Origin of the sequence: Algoriphagus resistens (assembly GCF_001442615.1) — a bacterium.
GTDB classification, from domain to species: Bacteria; Bacteroidota; Bacteroidia; order Cytophagales; family Cyclobacteriaceae; genus Algoriphagus; species Algoriphagus resistens.
In genome coordinates this window covers 147411-164534 of record NZ_LMXN01000010.1, presented here as the reverse complement: position 1 = coordinate 164534, position 17124 = coordinate 147411, and the positions used below count along the sequence as shown (strand labels likewise).

General features: G+C 42.1%; 15 protein-coding genes. 7 read left to right on the top strand and 8 right to left on the bottom strand.

Going from position 1 to position 17124, the window contains the following annotated elements:
* Nucleotides 1-87 precede the first annotated feature (87 nt).
* Both AS141_RS17350 and wecB read right to left on the bottom strand, forming a co-directional pair.
* Nucleotides 88-576 carry a cupin domain-containing protein gene (locus AS141_RS17350; RefSeq protein ID WP_057938951.1) on the bottom strand — a complete coding sequence of 163 codons (489 nt, stop codon included), beginning with the start codon at nucleotides 574-576 and terminating at the stop codon, nucleotides 88-90.
* Between the two features lies 1 nt (nucleotide 577).
* On the bottom strand, nucleotides 578-1678 hold the full coding sequence (gene wecB, locus AS141_RS17345; RefSeq protein ID WP_057938998.1) for a non-hydrolyzing UDP-N-acetylglucosamine 2-epimerase: 1101 nt from the start codon (nucleotides 1676-1678) through the stop codon (nucleotides 578-580).
* A 137-nt stretch (nucleotides 1679-1815) separates the two neighbouring features.
* Here wecB and AS141_RS17340 point away from each other — a divergent pair, with 137 nt between their 5' ends.
* The 3 genes from AS141_RS17340 to AS141_RS17330 all read left to right on the top strand — a co-directional run bounded on the left by AS141_RS17340 (nucleotide 1816) and on the right by AS141_RS17330 (nucleotide 4917).
* A complete protein-coding gene (locus AS141_RS17340; RefSeq protein ID WP_057938950.1) occupies nucleotides 1816-2481 on the top strand; it encodes a hypothetical protein in 666 nt (221 codons plus the stop codon).
* A gap of 2 nt (nucleotides 2482-2483) precedes the next feature.
* On the top strand, nucleotides 2484-4190 hold the full coding sequence (locus AS141_RS17335) for a capsule assembly Wzi family protein (RefSeq protein ID WP_317043049.1): 1707 nt from the start codon (nucleotides 2484-2486) through the stop codon (nucleotides 4188-4190).
* 211 nt (nucleotides 4191-4401) lie between these two features.
* On the top strand, nucleotides 4402-4917 hold the full coding sequence (locus AS141_RS17330; protein WP_057938949.1) for an FKBP-type peptidyl-prolyl cis-trans isomerase: 516 nt from the start codon (nucleotides 4402-4404) through the stop codon (nucleotides 4915-4917).
* A 296-nt stretch (nucleotides 4918-5213) separates the two neighbouring features.
* Here AS141_RS17330 and AS141_RS17325 read toward each other — a convergent pair whose 3' ends face one another.
* Complete coding sequence (locus AS141_RS17325) at nucleotides 5214-6035, bottom strand: hypothetical protein (protein WP_157243521.1); 822 nt, start codon at nucleotides 6033-6035, stop codon at nucleotides 5214-5216.
* Nucleotides 6036-6292: 257 nt separating this feature from the next.
* Complete coding sequence (rlmH, locus tag AS141_RS17320; protein WP_057938947.1) at nucleotides 6293-6766, bottom strand: 23S rRNA (pseudouridine(1915)-N(3))-methyltransferase RlmH; 474 nt, start codon at nucleotides 6764-6766, stop codon at nucleotides 6293-6295.
* A 94-nt stretch (nucleotides 6767-6860) separates the two neighbouring features.
* Here rlmH and AS141_RS17315 point away from each other — a divergent pair, with 94 nt between their 5' ends.
* Entirely contained in the window at nucleotides 6861-10007 is a 3147-nt protein-coding gene (locus AS141_RS17315; RefSeq protein WP_057938946.1) for a S41 family peptidase, read from the top strand.
* Nucleotides 10008-10125: 118 nt separating this feature from the next.
* Entirely contained in the window at nucleotides 10126-10551 is a 426-nt protein-coding gene (locus AS141_RS17310) for a hypothetical protein (RefSeq protein WP_057938945.1), read from the top strand.
* A gap of 59 nt (nucleotides 10552-10610) precedes the next feature.
* Here the strand turns inward: AS141_RS17310 and AS141_RS17305 are convergent, their stop codons facing one another.
* Nucleotides 10611-11084, bottom strand: coding sequence for a YcxB family protein (locus AS141_RS17305; RefSeq protein ID WP_057938944.1), 474 nt, complete (start codon nucleotides 11082-11084; stop codon nucleotides 10611-10613).
* A 150-nt stretch (nucleotides 11085-11234) separates the two neighbouring features.
* Here AS141_RS17305 and AS141_RS17300 point away from each other — a divergent pair, with 150 nt between their 5' ends.
* Complete coding sequence (locus tag AS141_RS17300) at nucleotides 11235-11462, top strand: hypothetical protein (RefSeq protein WP_057938943.1); 228 nt, start codon at nucleotides 11235-11237, stop codon at nucleotides 11460-11462.
* Here the strand turns inward: AS141_RS17300 and AS141_RS17295 are convergent.
* Together AS141_RS17295 and AS141_RS17290 are read right to left on the bottom strand one after the other, a co-directional pair.
* Nucleotides 11459-11863: a Fur family transcriptional regulator gene (locus tag AS141_RS17295; protein WP_057938996.1), complete on the bottom strand. Its 405-nt coding sequence runs from the start codon at nucleotides 11861-11863 to the stop codon at nucleotides 11459-11461. The two genes, AS141_RS17300 and AS141_RS17295, sit on opposite strands and share 4 nt — an antisense overlap.
* A gap of 530 nt (nucleotides 11864-12393) precedes the next feature.
* Nucleotides 12394-14910 carry a zinc-dependent metalloprotease gene (locus tag AS141_RS17290; RefSeq protein WP_057938942.1) on the bottom strand — a complete coding sequence of 839 codons (2517 nt, stop codon included), beginning with the start codon at nucleotides 14908-14910 and terminating at the stop codon, nucleotides 12394-12396.
* 109 nt (nucleotides 14911-15019) lie between these two features.
* On the opposite strand from AS141_RS17290, the gene AS141_RS17285 reads away from it, so the two are divergent.
* The gene (locus AS141_RS17285) at nucleotides 15020-16132 is read left to right on the top strand and encodes an NAD(P)/FAD-dependent oxidoreductase (protein ID WP_057938995.1); all 1113 of its coding nucleotides are present in this window, start codon (nucleotides 15020-15022) and stop codon (nucleotides 16130-16132) included.
* On the opposite strand, the gene AS141_RS17280 is transcribed toward AS141_RS17285, so the two are convergent.
* Nucleotides 16129-17025, bottom strand: a complete 897-nt coding sequence (locus AS141_RS17280; protein ID WP_057938941.1) for a UbiA family prenyltransferase — start codon at nucleotides 17023-17025, stop codon at nucleotides 16129-16131. The genes AS141_RS17285 and AS141_RS17280 overlap by 4 nt on opposite strands.
* Between the last annotated feature and the right edge of the window lie 99 nt (nucleotides 17026-17124).

The following is a 17124-nucleotide window of genomic DNA, read 5'->3' as shown; positions in this document are numbered from 1 at the left end:
GTGTTTATAATTGTTTTAACATGTTCAGATGGAATCTTGCATTTTGGCTAATCATCTGTCCGTTTGCTGCCTGCAACCTGCTCGGTTTCATGTCAATTTTTTGATGATGTTAGAAGATTCAGGGAAGTCTTTGAGAAGAGTTGTCTCACTGAAAAGTTCAAAATCTTTAAAATCAAAACCTGGAGACACTACGCAGGAAACCAACGCATAGCTGTCTGGCTCATCTACGGTGCTTCCAAAGATCGTATTGGCGGGCACCAACTGTTGGGCAACTGACTTATTCTTATTTGATGGGTATCCTAGCGAAAGCTGTTGATGGCCTAGTTCACCCAATGTATGGACGGTAAGCGTACTTCCTTCATGAAAAAACCACAATTCATCGCTTTTAATACGATGGAATTTTGATACGCTTTCTGAGGTAAGGAGAAAATAGATGGCAGTGCTTAGGTTTCGTTGGCCTGAATCTGTACCAACCAAAGCATCAGATCTATAGGTTTCAGAATAATATCCACCCTCTGGATGTGGTATAAGCTGTAGTTTTTCTACCAAAAACGCTATTCTTTCTTTTGCTTCCATCTTAGCTCGCAGGATAAGAATCAATAAGAATACTTACGATGCGTTCTGCTGTTTTTCCATCCCAAAGCGGGATACCTTGGTATTGTTTCCACTCGCCTTTCATGATTTTTTCCAAATAGGGCCTAAGTTTGGTGGGGTCTGTCCCTGCAAGCTCATTGGTACCCAGATGGATAGTTTCTGCCCGTTCAGTAGTATCGCGCAGCGTGATACATGGCACATTCATTACCGATGCTTCTTCGGTAATTCCCCCAGAATCAGTAATTACCCCTTTGGCATTTTTGACCAGGTAGTTGAATTCCAGATAACCCAATGGATCACTCATATGCAGGTTTGGGGCTTCAATTCCGAGGGATTGAAGATTTTTGGCTGTTCTCGGATGAACCGGAAATAGGATGGGAAGACCTTGTGTGCCTTCCAATATTGCCTCGATCATGGCTTTCAGTTTATGCTCCTGATCGACATTTGCAGGGCGGTGCATCGTCATGACAAAGTATTGCCCTGATTCAAGTGTGCTGAATAATTCTCCCTCGGGTTTTTGAAACCTTGGCATTTGAGCCATCAGCGTGTCTATCATAGTATTCCCCACGTAGTGGATGTTTTCCTCAGGGAAGCCACTTTTCCGCAGATTGTTATTGGCAATTTCTGAGGTAGTGAAGAAGTGGTCTGTAATGCTGTCTGTTACCATCCGGTTGATTTCTTCTGGCATGCCAAGGTCTCCTGACCGGATTCCACCTTCCACATGACCGACATCTATTTGAAGTTTTTTGGCAGCAATCGAGCAGGCAAGTGTACTGGTGACATCCCCTACTACCAACACTAGATCAGGACGGTTTTCCAGCAATTCTTTTTCAAAAGCGACCATAATTGCGGCAGTTTGTTCAGCTTGGGTACCACCACCCCCACCAAGGTTGGCATGTGGCTCTGGGATATTAAGTTGCTCAAAAAAGTCTCCGGACATTTTTTTATCGTAATGCTGTCCGGTGTGGACTAACCGATAATTGACTTCAATGCCTTGCTCTTGTTTTTTGATAAACTGATGGATGATTGGTGCAATTTTCATGAAATTGGGCCGTGCACCTGCGACTATTGTAAAAGTAGCCATTGCATTTTTTTTATTCATCCCAAAAATAGTAAATCCTTTTGGAGGCATTGGTTTAAAATACCGTTCTTTTAGTGAGCCTGTTTTGGCTCCTTTTTTGTTTCTTTGCAGCGTTATATTTTCTTAACTAACTGAATTTGATGGATTGCAATATTTGGTCTAAGGGAGTAAAATCTCTTTTGCTACTCGTGGCCGTAGTTTTATTTTTCTCCTGTGCAGATACGTTAGAATCCGATGTGGTTGCCTATACCAATGAGTTCTCTGATTTGGATCTGGCAGGATTTGAAAACGCGAGGCTGGTAATTTTTGAAAATGATACGGTCGTGGGGTATTATCATAATGAGGAAGTTGCAGTCAATTTATCCAATTTGCCGCCACATAATCTACTTAGAATTACGTTTGAGATTTTGATCCATGATAGCTGGGATGGTAATACTTCAGATGGAGTAAGTGGCCCGGATCAATGGTTTTTTGGAGTGGACAATGAAGAGATTTTCAGAACTACATTTTCTAATACTCCCTGCGAATCTACTTATTGCCTATATCAGTCGTTTCCGGATACATTTTCAAAAACAAACAGACCGAAAACAGGTGCAATTCAAACGGATATACCCGGACGTTGCCTTTTCGGAGCCACACCCAATTTTACTACCCGGTACAGGTTTTCAAAACTAATCGAACACAGTAGTTCAATTGCCCGGATTTATATGAATTCAGATCTTGTGGCCTCGAATTCTCCTGATCCATTTTGTGATGAATCCTGGTCTCTTGCAGGAATAACCGTTGATGCCCTTACCGTGAAATGAGAATGATGAAGACAAGAAAATTTTTGAATTGTTTTTTGGGGGCTGCTTTGCTATTCCTATCGTTGGACAATTATTCATTGGCTCAGACGGTTCCCGTGGGTACGCCTGTGCTGGATGATTACCTGAGACGGGCGCAATTGCTTGGAAATGTGGACTCAGCTTCTTCTTTTATGATCAGGCCACTTTATCCTGTGTCGGCTTTCGGGATCAAGTATGGTTTTGATCTGGATAGTTCAGTAGTGGATATGGATTTGTCCACTGTGCATACATTTTTTGGTAAGGACGATAAAGGGAAGTTTTTGATGATGCCTGCAGTCGCTAAATTTCAATACAACTCTACGTATGCTTTTGGTGTCAATGATGGCGCTTTTATCCCCAACCGTGGACTACAGACAATTCTGAGCCCAGGAATGTATTTATCGTATGGGCCACTGAGCGTTCAGTTTCAGCCTGAGCTGCTGATGGCCCAGAATAGTGATTACATAGGTTTCCCGATCGAGCATCAGTCAAGTATTCTGTTTTATTATGACTACATGAACAGGATTGATATGCCGGAGCGCTTTGGTAGTAGTTCATACGTACAGGCATACTTGGGACAATCCAGTATTCGTTTTAATTTCAATGCGTACTCAATAGGGGTGTCATCAGAAAATCTTTGGTGGGGACCTGGAAGAAGGAACTCTCTTTTGCTAGGTAATAATGCTCCGGGATTTGTGCATTTTACAGCAAATACACGGGAGCCGGTAAAAACGAAAATAGGATCTTTTGAAGGGCAAGTGATCGGAGGTTTCCTGAAATCCTCTGGCTTCCTTCCTCCTTGGCCTGACTACAGAATTCAGGAAAACAATGTGCTTATCCCAAAACCTGAGGATAATAAGCGGTTTTTATCTGGATTGGTTCTGACCTATCAGCCTAAATGGGTGCCGGGACTCTTTTTGGGGTATGGATCCACCAGCCAAATGTACCGGCATGATATCTCTGGTATCGGTGATGTACTTCCCGTTTTCAACGGCAGGAAAAAGGCCCAGAATATCGTAGATCCTATTCAGGAAAAGAGACAGCAATTTAGTTCTGGATTTTTTAGATGGCTTAGCCCTGAGGGGCACTTTGAATTTTATGGTGAATATGGAACACGGGATAATGACCGCAAGCTTAATGATTTTATAAGTACCCCTGAATCCGGACGTGCATTTACGTTTGGTTTTTCCCACTTAATGAGCCTGAAAAAACCAGGACATTATTTACAGCTTAGCTCAGAAATGACCCAAACGGGACAGACAATAAGAGATGATATCAGGAACCTGGATACCTGGTATATCCACGGCCATGTGGTAGACGGGTATACCCATAATGGCCAGGTGCTGGGGGCAGGAAATGGTCCAGGGAGCAACGTGATCTTTTTGGAATTTGCCTGGGTCCATGATATGAATAGGATTGGCTTCCAAATGGAACGGATTGTCTATAACAATGATTATTATTATTATAGATACGAAGCTTCAAAGGATCTGAGAAATAAATATGTGGATCTTGTGCCATCCCTGATCGGGGATTGGAAGTTTGGGAATGTATTGCTGAATGCCCGTTTGCAATACGTAAATACCTTAAACTATAAATGGTATCTGGAAAACGACCCCGGCCAATACGTGGTACCCGGGTACGATAGAAAAAACTTCGTAGGCCAAGTAGGATTAGCTTATATATTCCAATAGGGGTTAGATTTGATAGTTATACGAAACCGGCACGATTAAAATCATCATTATAACACGCAGGACAATGATTATTTTAATCGTCAAAGATTTCATGTGACCTTAAAAAAACAATTATAATCATATGAAATCGAGCATGACGCAAGCGTCACACACTGGCATGATTATAATGCATGCGAGATTCCATCTGACCATTTAAAACAATTATAAACAGATGAAAGTAGAAAAGGGCAAAGTGGTAGCGGTATGCTATGACCTGAAAGTAGATGATGGAGAGACGGGAATGGTTCCTTATGAATCTGTGCCTGAGGACAAACCCTTCTACTTTTTATTTAACGCTGGAGAAGTGTTTCCCAAATTCGAAGAGGCATTGCTGGGAAAATCTGCGGGAGATGGTTTTTCCGCACTTTTGGGGTTTGAGGATGCCTATGGAGATTATATGGAGGAGAAAAAGACCGTAATTCCAAAGGCTAATTTCAAGGAAAAGGGAAAGAAAAATAAAGATTTACTCCGGGTCGGAAATGTTATTCCTATGCAGGATACTAAAGGAGGGCAGATTCGGGGAGAAATTACCAAGATCGATTACACTGGCGTTCATATGGATTTTAATCCTCCTCTGGCAGGATATGATTTGTTCTTTGAAGGCAAAATTATTGCAGTGCGCGATGCACTGCCTGTGGAACTCGAGCATGGGCATGCACATGGCCCGGATGGACACCATCATCATTAAATTAACTTAATGCCCTGTTCCTGGAATAGGGCATTTGTCATAAAGTGGCATCCTAAATATTAGGGTAGGTATTGTATTTTTTGAAAGAACAGGAGATACTCGTTCTAATAAGGGAAGCATAGTATTGCTTTACTTGAAAGAGGGGTATGACCGGATTGATAACCCGGATAACTGGACTTCACGTTTTCAAATCAGTGTCAGACAAGTACTAAAATAAAATTATTTTAATGGCCAGCTCCTGCAACAGGGGTGGTAATTGTTCTGGTGGGCTTTGGATTCCTTTTATGGGATCAGTATTAGTTTGAGATGGCCAGTAAACTTGCCTGCTCTTCTGCCAATGCCTTCAACCCTTCTATACGCTCAGAATTGTACAGCTTCAATGCTTTAGTTAATTGTGAAGTAGCCTTTTCGAAGCTTTGTTCATTGAAGTGCGAAATAGCATCATTATAGTATTGTAATCCGGCCAACTGGGTAAGATTAACTTTTCTAAAAATGGCATTGTCTGATAAGTCCACTTTAGGCGCTCCTAGACGTTGACTGAATGACTTTAGTTGCACCGAATCACCCACGTTATAACCTTCCAGGTAAGAGACAACCTCGGACGGCGCTGTGATCATTCCTCCTATGGGAAGTGTGCTTTCCAAAATAATATCCTTGCCTTCAATACTGACTACAATAAATACATGATAATCTGTTTCTACCACTTTGTAATCAAAATCATAGCGATCCAGTAGTAGGGCCAGGGCGGCTGAAGCACTGACACAATCGTACTTACCTTCATCCAGCATGGCATTGAAGGTGGAATGTTGTTGGTAAGTTTTGAATAACTGCTGGTGGGATTTTTCAAAGATTTGGCGCAGTACATTTATATGTGCCCCTTTCTTCTCGAATTTCTGATCTAATTCTGCTACTAAATTACTCCATTTCTTGTCAGAAAGGGATTTTTCAGCTTGTACGGCCCTAAAAAGTAAGTAGGGATCCTGTTGACCGGCCTCCCACAGTTCCCTTTCGGAATTACTCTCAAAACGCAACTCCGCTATGATCTCTACAGCATCCTGAGCCATGGCAAGAAAGCCAAGGGCAAAAGTAAGGATATATGTAAGTAGGATAGTTTTCACCCTGCATGAAGCTAATGTTACTAATAGTACGACCAATGTTATCTAAAGTTAACAATTTGATAACATTAAATCATATAGAGAACAAAAACTTAACATTAGGGAAATAGTCGTGATTAGTTTACAGCATCAGATTTATTCTCTTGGCAGGAATAGTCTATCTGATGTGTGATCAATAGTTAACGGTTCACCAGGGTAGTCCAGGCCATGAGGAGTGGCTTTGAATGATACTGTGACTGTTCCCTGTGAATGTAAACCAGCTATTGATGATGATAGGGTTCGTTTCTCAGAATTGTGTAGCCACGATATAATTGCTCGATAAAAAAGGGACGGATCATCTGATGGGAAAAAGTCATTTTGGAGATGGAGAGTTTGCCGTTTGCGCGGCTATAAACATCAGCTGAAAAACCATACGGACCGCCAATGACAAAAATCAGTTGTTTCAGGCCTGCATTCATTTTCTTCTGAAGGAACTCAGAAAAATCAACGGAACTGTAGCTTTTGCCACGTTCGTCAAGCAAAATCAAATCATCTGAGGGAACTAGTTTTTTTAAGATCAGCTCTCCTTCTTTTTCCTTTTGAAGGATTTCGGAAAGTGACTTAGTGTGCTTCAAATCCGGAATAATTTCAAATTCAAACCTGATGTAAAAATTCAGCCGCTTACTGTACTCTTCAATGAGAGAAGCAATGGCTTTATTGTCTGTCTTACCTATAGCAATCAGTTTGATAGTCATGTACGAAAATAAGAAATACTGCCCGTACTGTTTCCCTTTCCTAATTCAGAGAATAAACTTAATTTCCTTCTACAAACATATAAAACCCCGATATATGAGAAAATTTATAACTGCTTTCACATTTTTTTGTGGAGCCAATCTGGGATTTGCCCAATCTTCAGCCCCATTTTTTGTACTCGATCCTACACTCACCCCTGATGCCAAGGTGATAGTTTTCAGCGTTGAGGGAGATCTTTGGAAAGTTCCTGTTGAAGGAGGTGAATCGCTGCGACTGACTGCCATGGAAGGGATAGAGAGTAAGCCAGCCGTATCTCCTGACGGAAAATGGATTGCATTCACAGCAGAGCAATACGGAAACAAGGATGTTTTTCTAATGCCGCTGGCCGGGGGTGAAATTCGACAGTTGACCTTCCATGAGGGAGCCGACGAAGTGGAATCATGGAGTTGGGAGAGTGACCGGATTTATTTTACTTCCAATCGCTACAATAACTTTTCCACTTATGAGATTGATCTAAATGGTTCTACACCAAAGCGGCTTTTTCCACATTATTTCAATACTGTTCATGGAGTGGCTGTTCAACCCAAAACCGGAGAGATTTATTTCAACGAAACTTGGGAAAGTAAGAATTTTGCACACCGAAAACGCTATAAGGGCGAGTATAACCCAGATATCAAGTCATACAATCCATCGACAAAGAAGTTCTCCCAATACACAGATTATGAAGGAAAGGACTTTGGTGTGACCATTGACCAAGAAGGAAATGTGTTTTTCAAGTCCGATGAGGGCAATGGAGAATACAACTTATACACATTTAAGGATGGTGCCAAAACGAAGCTGACAGACTTCCCGACTTCTATCATGTGGCCGAAAGTAAGTGCCAATGGGGAAAAGATTGTCTTTCGAAAAGACTACCAAGTCTACCTCTATGATGTGGCTACTGGAAATACTACGCAACCTGATATTTCCATCTATCAAAATCAAACGCTTCAAAAGGGGCTTTCAAGGGAGGTAGCAGGAAATATTTCAAATTTTGATGTCTCTGTGGATGGTAAAAAGATGGCTTTCGTTTCTCGTGGAGTTCTTTTTATTTCTGACGTGAAAGGTAAGTTTGTGCAGCAAATCCCTACTGATACAAAAGAAGCTGTGGAGGAAGTGAAGTGGCTTGCAGACAATAAAACACTTCTTTATTCCCGTACAGTCAAAGGCTATCACAATTGGTTTACGATCTCTGCCCAAAACCCGGGAGTTGAGAAGCAGCTGACTGACGATAAATTCAAAAACCGCCAATTGACGGTAAATAAGGACCGGACGATTGGAATTTATATAGGAGGGAGGAATCAGGTGAGGGAGATTGATCTAACGACCTTAGAAAGTAAGACATTGGTGGAAGATGAGCTTTGGGGATTATATACTCCAAATGCCTATTTATCACCAGATGATGAATATGTTGTTTTCAGCCCAATCCGAAATTTCGAGCGGGAAGTGATCCTCTATCATAGAGCGACAAAGAAGCTAATTAACCTGACCGAGACTTTCGTGACCGAGACTTCCCCCTATTGGTCTCCGGATGGCAAGTATATATACTTTTCCACAGACCGAACTCATGCCAGCTATCCTTATGGTACTACTGACGCACATATTTACAGGATGAAACTGGACAAGTTTGCGGAGCTATTTGAATCAGATAAAGTCGCGGAGCTTTTCAAAGAAGAGCCAAAAGAAGATAAAGAGGAAAAGGATGACAAGGAGAAAAAAAATGATGAACCATCACCGAGAGTTAAGATTTCTCCAGATGATTTAATGGAGAGATTGGAATTGATAGGACCTTCATTTGGCCAGCAATCAAATCCCATCGTACTTCAAAAGGACAGTAAAACCTGGGTATTTTATACTTCCAACCATGATGAAGGGAGTCAGAAATTGTGGAAAACTACATTGGAAGATTTTGAGAAAACAAAAACAGAAAAAGTAAGTGATGAAAGGATTGGAGGCTTTGACCTGACCCAATCAAAGGAGAAGTTGTATCTGTTGGCAGCAGGGAAAGTGCATACGCTTGATCCTGAAGGGAATAAAATGGAAGAGATTAAACTGTCTCAGTCCTTTGAAAAGAATTTGCGGGATGAATTTGAGCAAATGTATTATGAGGCTTGGGCCGGCATGGAGCAAAATTTTTACGACGGGGATTTTCATGGGGAAAACTGGCCAGAACTGCGTGACAGATATGCCAGGTTTTTGCCCTATGTAACCAGCCGTGAGAATCTCCGCACCATTTTTAATGACATGCTTGGTGAGTTGAATACCTCTCACTTCGGATTTAATTCTTATGGCGAAGAGGAAAATGGCTATTTCGGTACCCGGTCGATGAATGCGGGAATTGTCTTTGACGAGGAGAAACCATATACTGTCAATCGTATTTTGAAACATAGTCCTGCTGATCTTGAGCCAATTGCTGTGATGCCCGGGGATCGACTGGTGGCAGTGAACGGCGTAAAAATAGATACAAGCAACAATCGTGAACAATACTTTGCAGGTCCAGCCATGGCAGAGGAATTGATATTGACTTTCGACAGGAAAGGCAAAGAAGTGAAGCTTAAAGTCCATCCGGCATCTACCGGACAAATGAAAACCTGGCTTTATGACGAATGGATGGATACCAATGAAGCCTATGTGGACGAGAAATCCGGTAACAAAATCTCCTACGTGCACATGAAAAATATGGGTGGTGGGGAGCTGGAGCATTTTATGGAGAAGATGGTGTCTGCGAAAGGGAACCGGGAAGGATTAATCCTCGATCTACGCTACAATACCGGAGGAAATGTCCATGATAAAGTCCTGCAGTTCCTAAGCCAGAAGAGTTATCTGCAATGGAAGTACCGGGATGGGGCACTGACAAACCAGCCTAATTTTTCCCCTTCCGACAAACCAATTGTCCTGCTGATCAATGAACAATCTCTCTCTGATGCAGAGATGACAGCAGCAGGGTTTAAGGAGTTGGGTTTGGGGACTATTATCGGTACAGAGACTTACCGTTGGATTATATTCACCTCCGGCCAAGGTTTGGTGGATGGCTCATTTTATAGACTTCCTGCTTGGGGTTGTTATACGCTGGATGGAAGGAATTTAGAGAAAGACGGGGTGCAGCCTGACATTCGAGTAGATGAAGGATTCGTGGATAGGCTGGAAGGGAACCAAAAACAGCTGGATAAGGCGATAGAGATGATTATGGGGCAGATAGACTGAGATAATGGACTGTATTGGGTACAATCTCACGTGGCTGCACATCAAAAGGCTAATACGTAATAGTGAGATCTTGTAGCGCCAATTACTTTGGCTTCGTCTAGAAGAAAAAACTGGAACTATGAAAAAGAGCCTACTGCAACTGGTGATGTTGCTTGCCAGCTTCCAGCTCTTGTCCTGTGCAGAAGACGATATTCTTCCATTGGCTGATTCAAATGTATTGATAGATATGGATATCTATAATTCAGCTTCCACTGACAAATTGGTGATTAATTCCCTGCACATAAAAGGTGATTTTCTGACAATCAATTTTGGTGCAAGTGGCTGCGATGAAAATAGCTGGGAAGTAAGTCTGATAGATTCCGGGTCCCTAATGTATTCAAATCCTCCCCAAAGAAATTTGATTTTATCACTTAAAAATGCAGGAGATTGTCAAGCCTATTTTACCAAAGAAGTGGTTTTCGGCATTTCGGAGTTGAAAGTAGTTGGAGATAAAGTATGGCTTAATATCACCAATTCCGATCACGGGATCCTTTACACCTATTAGTTACTAATGCAAAAAACCTCCCCAATGTGGGAGGCTTTTGCTGTGTATTGGGGCGGTACTTATTTGATCAGCTCCTTACGCTTTAAGATTGTTTCCATAAATTTCCGCTCATTGTCAGAGTTGAAGATCCGGAAAGGAAGGTGGATAAACTGCGCTTTGGACATGTATAGTACATAAGCGTCTTTTCTTATCTCGGCATTTTTGATCATATTCCACTGCACGGGCATTCCTTGCTTGGTGTTGATTTTCATCAATATCTGACGGCTGTCGATTTCATAAGCCATCTTGTCAAATATCACTTTGTTTTGCTCCATCTGAGTTACTCCTGTGAACTGAATCGCCCAGAACAGCACATAAAGGCCATATGCTATCAAAGCACCAATTATCCACCAAATCGAGGGAATCCAGAAATAACCGCACATGATCACCAGGGCGATCGGGATTACCCACCACTGCTTTTTCAAAACATTGACCAAAGCCATTTTGATATAAGTGCCGGTTGGGAGTTGATATTTTTTTGTTTTTACTATCATCACTTGTCTATTTCAGAGCGCAAATATCCACCTATCCTAGGGAATTAGCAAGCCGGATTAAATCATAAAAAACTTCTTTCTTGGAAAACAAATCGGCATTACCATTGATTTAAATCTTGTATTCAATTATCTTATCTCAAACTTTTAACGATGAGCAGTCTTGTAATCGATTTGATTCTTTGTGGTTTGGCATATGTCATTCTGATATACGTCATGGCTACCATGACCAAAAATTCCTTGAAGAATGGTGATAACAGTGAAGATGAGGGAGATGGAGGAGTTGAGGATTTCACTCCGCCAAAAATAGATCTGCCTCCTGGCGTGGAATGGCCCAGTGATTCCCCCAAATCAAGAATTCCCGAACCGATGGAAGCCTAGTGTTTGTTGCAGATTCCCTGCACCAATAAACTCATTTCTTTCTTTTTAAAGCCTTTCGGAAGCTTAATACTTGGGAGAGTAGTAGATTCCAGGCAAGTAGTTTCTCCACAGATTTCACATTTGAAGTGCACATGTTCGTGGTTGTGCTTCTCCTCCTCATGCGAGCAAAGTGCATATTTGGTAGCGCCGCTATCATCGAGAACTTTATGCACTACATCTTTATCGACAAAAGTCTTTAGGGTACGATAGATCGTCACCCGATCAAACTGGCTGTCCAGGGATTCTTCAAGGTCAGAATGGGCCAATGCTACCTGTTTATCCAGAAACTCACGGATAATCTCTTGACGACAGTCAGTAATGCGCAGCTTATGGCTTTGGAGTATAGAAAGAGGAGATGACATATTCATATGTTTCAAACAAAATTAATCAAAAATTGATTTCAAGTGGTTAATATCCGACAAAGACGCAATGGCGCAACGGTTTTTCATTAGGTTTATCTCATATAAATTCCTTTTTATCAATTTCAACCTATTTTTTCCATTTGGGATAGCAAGTAGTGTAGCCAAATTTTTCAATGATTTAGCAGCGAATAAATCTCCGGTTTCTCCATGATAAAAAATTTCAACTAGAAATCGTTGTGCTGCTGCGGGAGATTTTGGAAAAAGCAGCCATGAATTAAGTTATTCACAAACAGAAATCGAGCATGACGAGAACGTCACACACTGGGATGATTATAATGCATGCGAGATTCCATATGGCCCTTAAAAGACAAATTATAATCATATGAAATAAAAGATGAACTTCTTTTACACTGAATATGCTGGGATCTGAGTCCTTTTCAACAATAATCTGCAGGAACCATTTAGGACTTTAAGAAAAAAAAACGGGCACCGATCCGGTACCCGTTTAACTTATTCAATTACTCTTCTGCTTATTTGGGATCAAGTATAGCATTTACTCTTTCCAATGCATCTTCTAAATGAAGCTTAGACATTCTGTCTGAAGTTCTGGCTATCGCAGATCTGATGTCCCTTTGCAGGATTTTCAATTCACCCCGTGCCATTGGTCTGATGTCCGACTGGGAAGCGTTGATTTGTGTCCCAACGTATCTTCTGAATGCTGCAGGAATGTCTGGCCCATCGCTAGTCATCAGGTATTCCATTCGCTCGATATAGGCTCTTTGCAAAGCTCTTCTATGCACGTCTATTGTTTTGCCAGCTGGCAACTCAGACCAGATGCCTTTTCTCAGGTCATCGAATAGCTCAGTGATTTTATAAGCTTCATCCCCATTAAGGGCTTCATTTTCTATCACACGGCCAAGTCTTCCCAGATCAAGAACCGAGTTTAAGGTGTTCACCTGGACTCCGCGAATTCTTTCCAAAGCCCCGAAATCTTCCGTTCTGGCGAAGATGTCATCCTGCATCATCCATTCCGGTGTGGTGAATAACTCTTTGTTTAAGAATGCTACAGCTGACTTCTGAGTTTCTTTTGCTGTATGTGTATAAACTGGTAAATCCTGTCCAACAGCTCTGTAAACTTCAGCCACACCACCGACATTGGTTTTCACATGCCCCATATACCTGTTGAATTGTGTGATCACCTGACCATACATTTCTTCCAAATCATCGAAATCTTTGTATGGCTTCTCTGGTTCAGCTGTCCATTCCATCAGGTTTGGCATGATACGTTTCAAGTTGGCAATGCCATACTCAGAAGCTTTCATCGAGTTGTCACCCAAATCCTCACTTTGTGCAGTAGGATCATAGCTATTTCCTTGTCGGCCATATCTGTAAACCGGATCACCCTGCTTTTCCAGGATCCATTGATCCAAGATCGCTAATTCATCCTCTGGAGTGGCAGCATCAGGAATTGGTCTGTATCCCCAGGCGACAGCATACTTGTCATAGGGACCTACATTTGGCATCAAGCTTACTCCTTCATCACCAGGCTGGGCGATGTAGTTGAATCGGGCATAATCCATGATGGAAGGAGCGGTTCCCATGGCTTTGGTGAATGCGGCATCCCTCAGCTTCTCCACAGGATAAGCATGCGAAGAGGCAAAATTATGTGGAAGTCCAAGTGTGTGTCCTACCTCATGAGATGAGACAAATTGAACCAGTCTGCCCATCACTTCATCTTTGAACTGTACACGCTGGGCATCAGGATTGATCGCTGCTGTTTGGATAAAAAACCAATTTCTCAGTAAGTTCATCACATTGTGGTACCACCCGATATCAGATTCCAGGATCTCTCCTGATCGGGGATCGGATACGTGAGGCCCATAAGCATTCTGAATATCGGAAGCAAAATACCTGATTACAGAATATCTGGCATCTTCCGGACTCCAATCGGGATCTTCCTCTTTAGTAGGTGCAAGTTTGGCAACAATGGCATTTTTAAAACCCGCATCTTCAAATGCAACCTGCCAATCTTCTACACCGGCAATCAGGTAAGGAATCCATTGCTTGGGGGTTGCAGGGTCGATGTAAAAGACAATTTGTTTCTTCGGCTCAACTAATTCACCTGCCTTGAATTTTGCCATGTCCTCATCCTTCACTTCCAGTCTCCATCTGTCAAGGAAAGTCCGGCGCTGTGCTTTCTGGGCATCAGATCCATAATCGACGATCGATCTGCTGAACCAACCTACCCGCTGATCACTCAACCGCTGTTTCATCGGCTCCTTTGGCAAAAGCAACATGGAAGAGTTCATCTCAAGCGTGATAGATCCAGTTGAGCTATTCGAAGGAGGTTCGCTGGCAATGTAAGTCATTACATACCTGGCCTCAATATTAATCGGGTAAGTGTGGATATGTTCAATATAAGATCTTTCCGTGTCCAGACGGGTTACCTTGTATTGTGTACGTCGTCCTTTAGGAAGACCTAAAGCCTGTACATCCTTCGCCCACAAGTCTGTTGCCTCGATTACGGTCCCTGTGGAATCCGTAGCCAGGGATTTGATGGCAAACTTCTGAAGCAGCGGCTCTAAATTCGAATTTTTCACTGCCAAGGCGATAGGTAAAGAATCTGCCGCATAGTTGTTCACAGAAATAACTTTTAGGAGAATATCATTGTTGTTCTTTTCCCAGCGTAGCATCTGCGTGTTGGTACGCTCTCCGCCATAGCCCAGACCATCGGCAGTTTTGGCAATAGTAGTGACCATCAGCATGTCCCTGCCTAGCAGGGAGTCGGGGATTTCGTAGTAATACTTTCCTTCAATCTGATGAACTTTGAATAGACCATCTTTTGATTTTGCTTTCGAGGTGATTACCTCTTTGTAAGGTTTTGGATCTGAATCATTACCTTTTGGCTTAGCGGGTGCAGTTGTTTCTTTCTTGGAATCCTTTTTCTTCTTTTTCTGGGCAAAAGTATCCGTAGAATAGCACATAACACCAAAAACGCCCACTACCAATGTAAGTCTCCTCAGTAATTTGGGTAAGGTATTTCTCATAGTTAATATTTGGTTAGGTAAATTCTAAACTATGAATTTCAAGAAAGCATCTGTAAGGAGTCTTCATTTTTGATGAGCGGTATATTTGTAAAGTTAAAGGTAGTTCATGATGGGTAAGCGCAAAATTGTAGTGGTAGGAGGAGGTCTTGCAGGGCTGATTTCTGCCTATTTACTGGCCAAAAATGGGCAGGAGGTTTGTTTGGTGGAAAAGAAAAGTTATCCGTTTCATAGAGTTTGTGGAGAGTACCTGTCCAATGAAGTCCTTGGTTTTTTGACTAGGGAAGGGCTTATGCCCCAACAATTTGAATTACCCCGGATAACTAAATTTTTGTTCTCGGATACTACGGGTAAAAGCACTACGGTTCCATTGGATCTGGGAGGGTTTGGAGTTAGCAGATATGTGCTGGACGAGCACCTTTTCCAGAAAGTATCGGAAATAGGAGCTGAGGTAAAAACCGGTGTGCAGGCAGAGTCTGTATTATTTCACGATAGAGCGGATCAGTTTACCGTGGAACTTGCTGATGGGAGCAGGTTGGAAGCAGATTATGTGATCGGGGCTTTTGGGAAAAGATCCAAGCTGGATAAAATCCTGAAGCGGAGGTTTATCGAAAAAAGGAGTCCTTATATCGGTGTGAAATATCATATCAAATCAGATTTTGATCGGGAAACTGTGGCGCTTTACAACTTCGAAGGGGGATATTGCGGTGTGAATGCAATAGAAAAGAGTAAATCAAATCTTTGCTATTTGGGAAACCGGGATCACCTGAGAAAGTACGGATCAATTGAGGTATTGGAGCAGGAGATTTTGTGGAAAAACCCGGATCTCAAACGCTTGTTTACTGAAAGCGAGTTTCTCTTCGAAAAGCCCGAAGTGATTAATGAAATTAATTTTGAGAGCAAGAATCCTATGGAGAATCATATCCTCATGGTGGGGGATTCAGCAGGACTGATTGCCCCACTTTGTGGCAATGGAATGGCGATGGCTATCCAATCGGGTAAATTGGCCGCAGAAGCAGTTTTAGCCGGAAAGCCGAGGCAGGAAACGGAGCACTTGTACAGGTCTTCGTGGAAATTACATTTTGAACGAAGGTTGTGGTTTGGCCGAAAAATCCAGAGGTTTTTCGGCGCTAAACAGGCATCGGTTTTCACCGGAAAACTAATCCGGCATGTGCCTTTTGTGGCAAAGCAAATTATAAAAAACACACATGGGAGACCATTTTAGTAACCTAGCGCCTGTAAAATCTGAGTGTTTTCCAGAAAGTAGTAGATGAAAAAAGCATTTAGCGCGAGGGAAGAAAAATAATTCATTCCCATAGCCCAGTTATAGTTTGCGTACTTAGTCGGATTCAGCCTTATAAAATTAAACCAGGTCAGGAAGTAAAGCATTATCGGCGTCATCGCGGCCAGGTATATCCACAGGACTTGCGTTTGATTACGGTCGAGAAAAAACCAGGCGAAAGAAGCCCCTGTCACCATAAACACCAGAGCGGAAAAGAGAAAAGTGCCTTTGATTCCCAATACTAAACTTAGTGTACGGTCACCTCTTCGACTATCTTCACCGTGTTGATAGACCTGTGTCAGGGGATAGTTTCCCCATAGCATCAAACTCGTCAAAATGCCCGGTATGGCCACATGAGGCTTATTAAGCACTTCGATATTCAAATCGCTGAGTCCGGCATAGGTCATTGCAAATGTGAAATAACCTTGAAATAAACCTGCAATAAACCAGCTCAGCCATGGATATTTTTTGATACGGACCATTGGATGTGAGTAAGCCATACTTACCAGACCATAAATCAAAAGCATCAGGGCAAAACCCAAATTAATAGTAGCCCCAATGCCGATGGCAACCAGGAAAAAGACCAGGGAAAGCCAATAGAGATCTTTGGTGACCTTAGGCGGGAACTTCAGCCCACCTATGCTTTCTTCGTCCTTATCAAAGTAACTGTTGTAGCCGTTGCTTGATGGATAAAGAAAGAAATGGATTGCAATGAAAACCCATGTAATCCTTGACCCATTGTGATTGGGTGTAAGTGCCAGGGCAAAGAAAAACACCGGCATCAAAAAGAGCGAAAAAGGAATCCGTAAGTGCTTGATACTGGAAAGAGAAATCATGTTGTCAGATCGATTGGACTTATAACTTTTTCCGCGGTGTGTGGTTACGATGCATTCACCAATTTAGAAATAATCAATTAACTTGATCTAATGAAATTT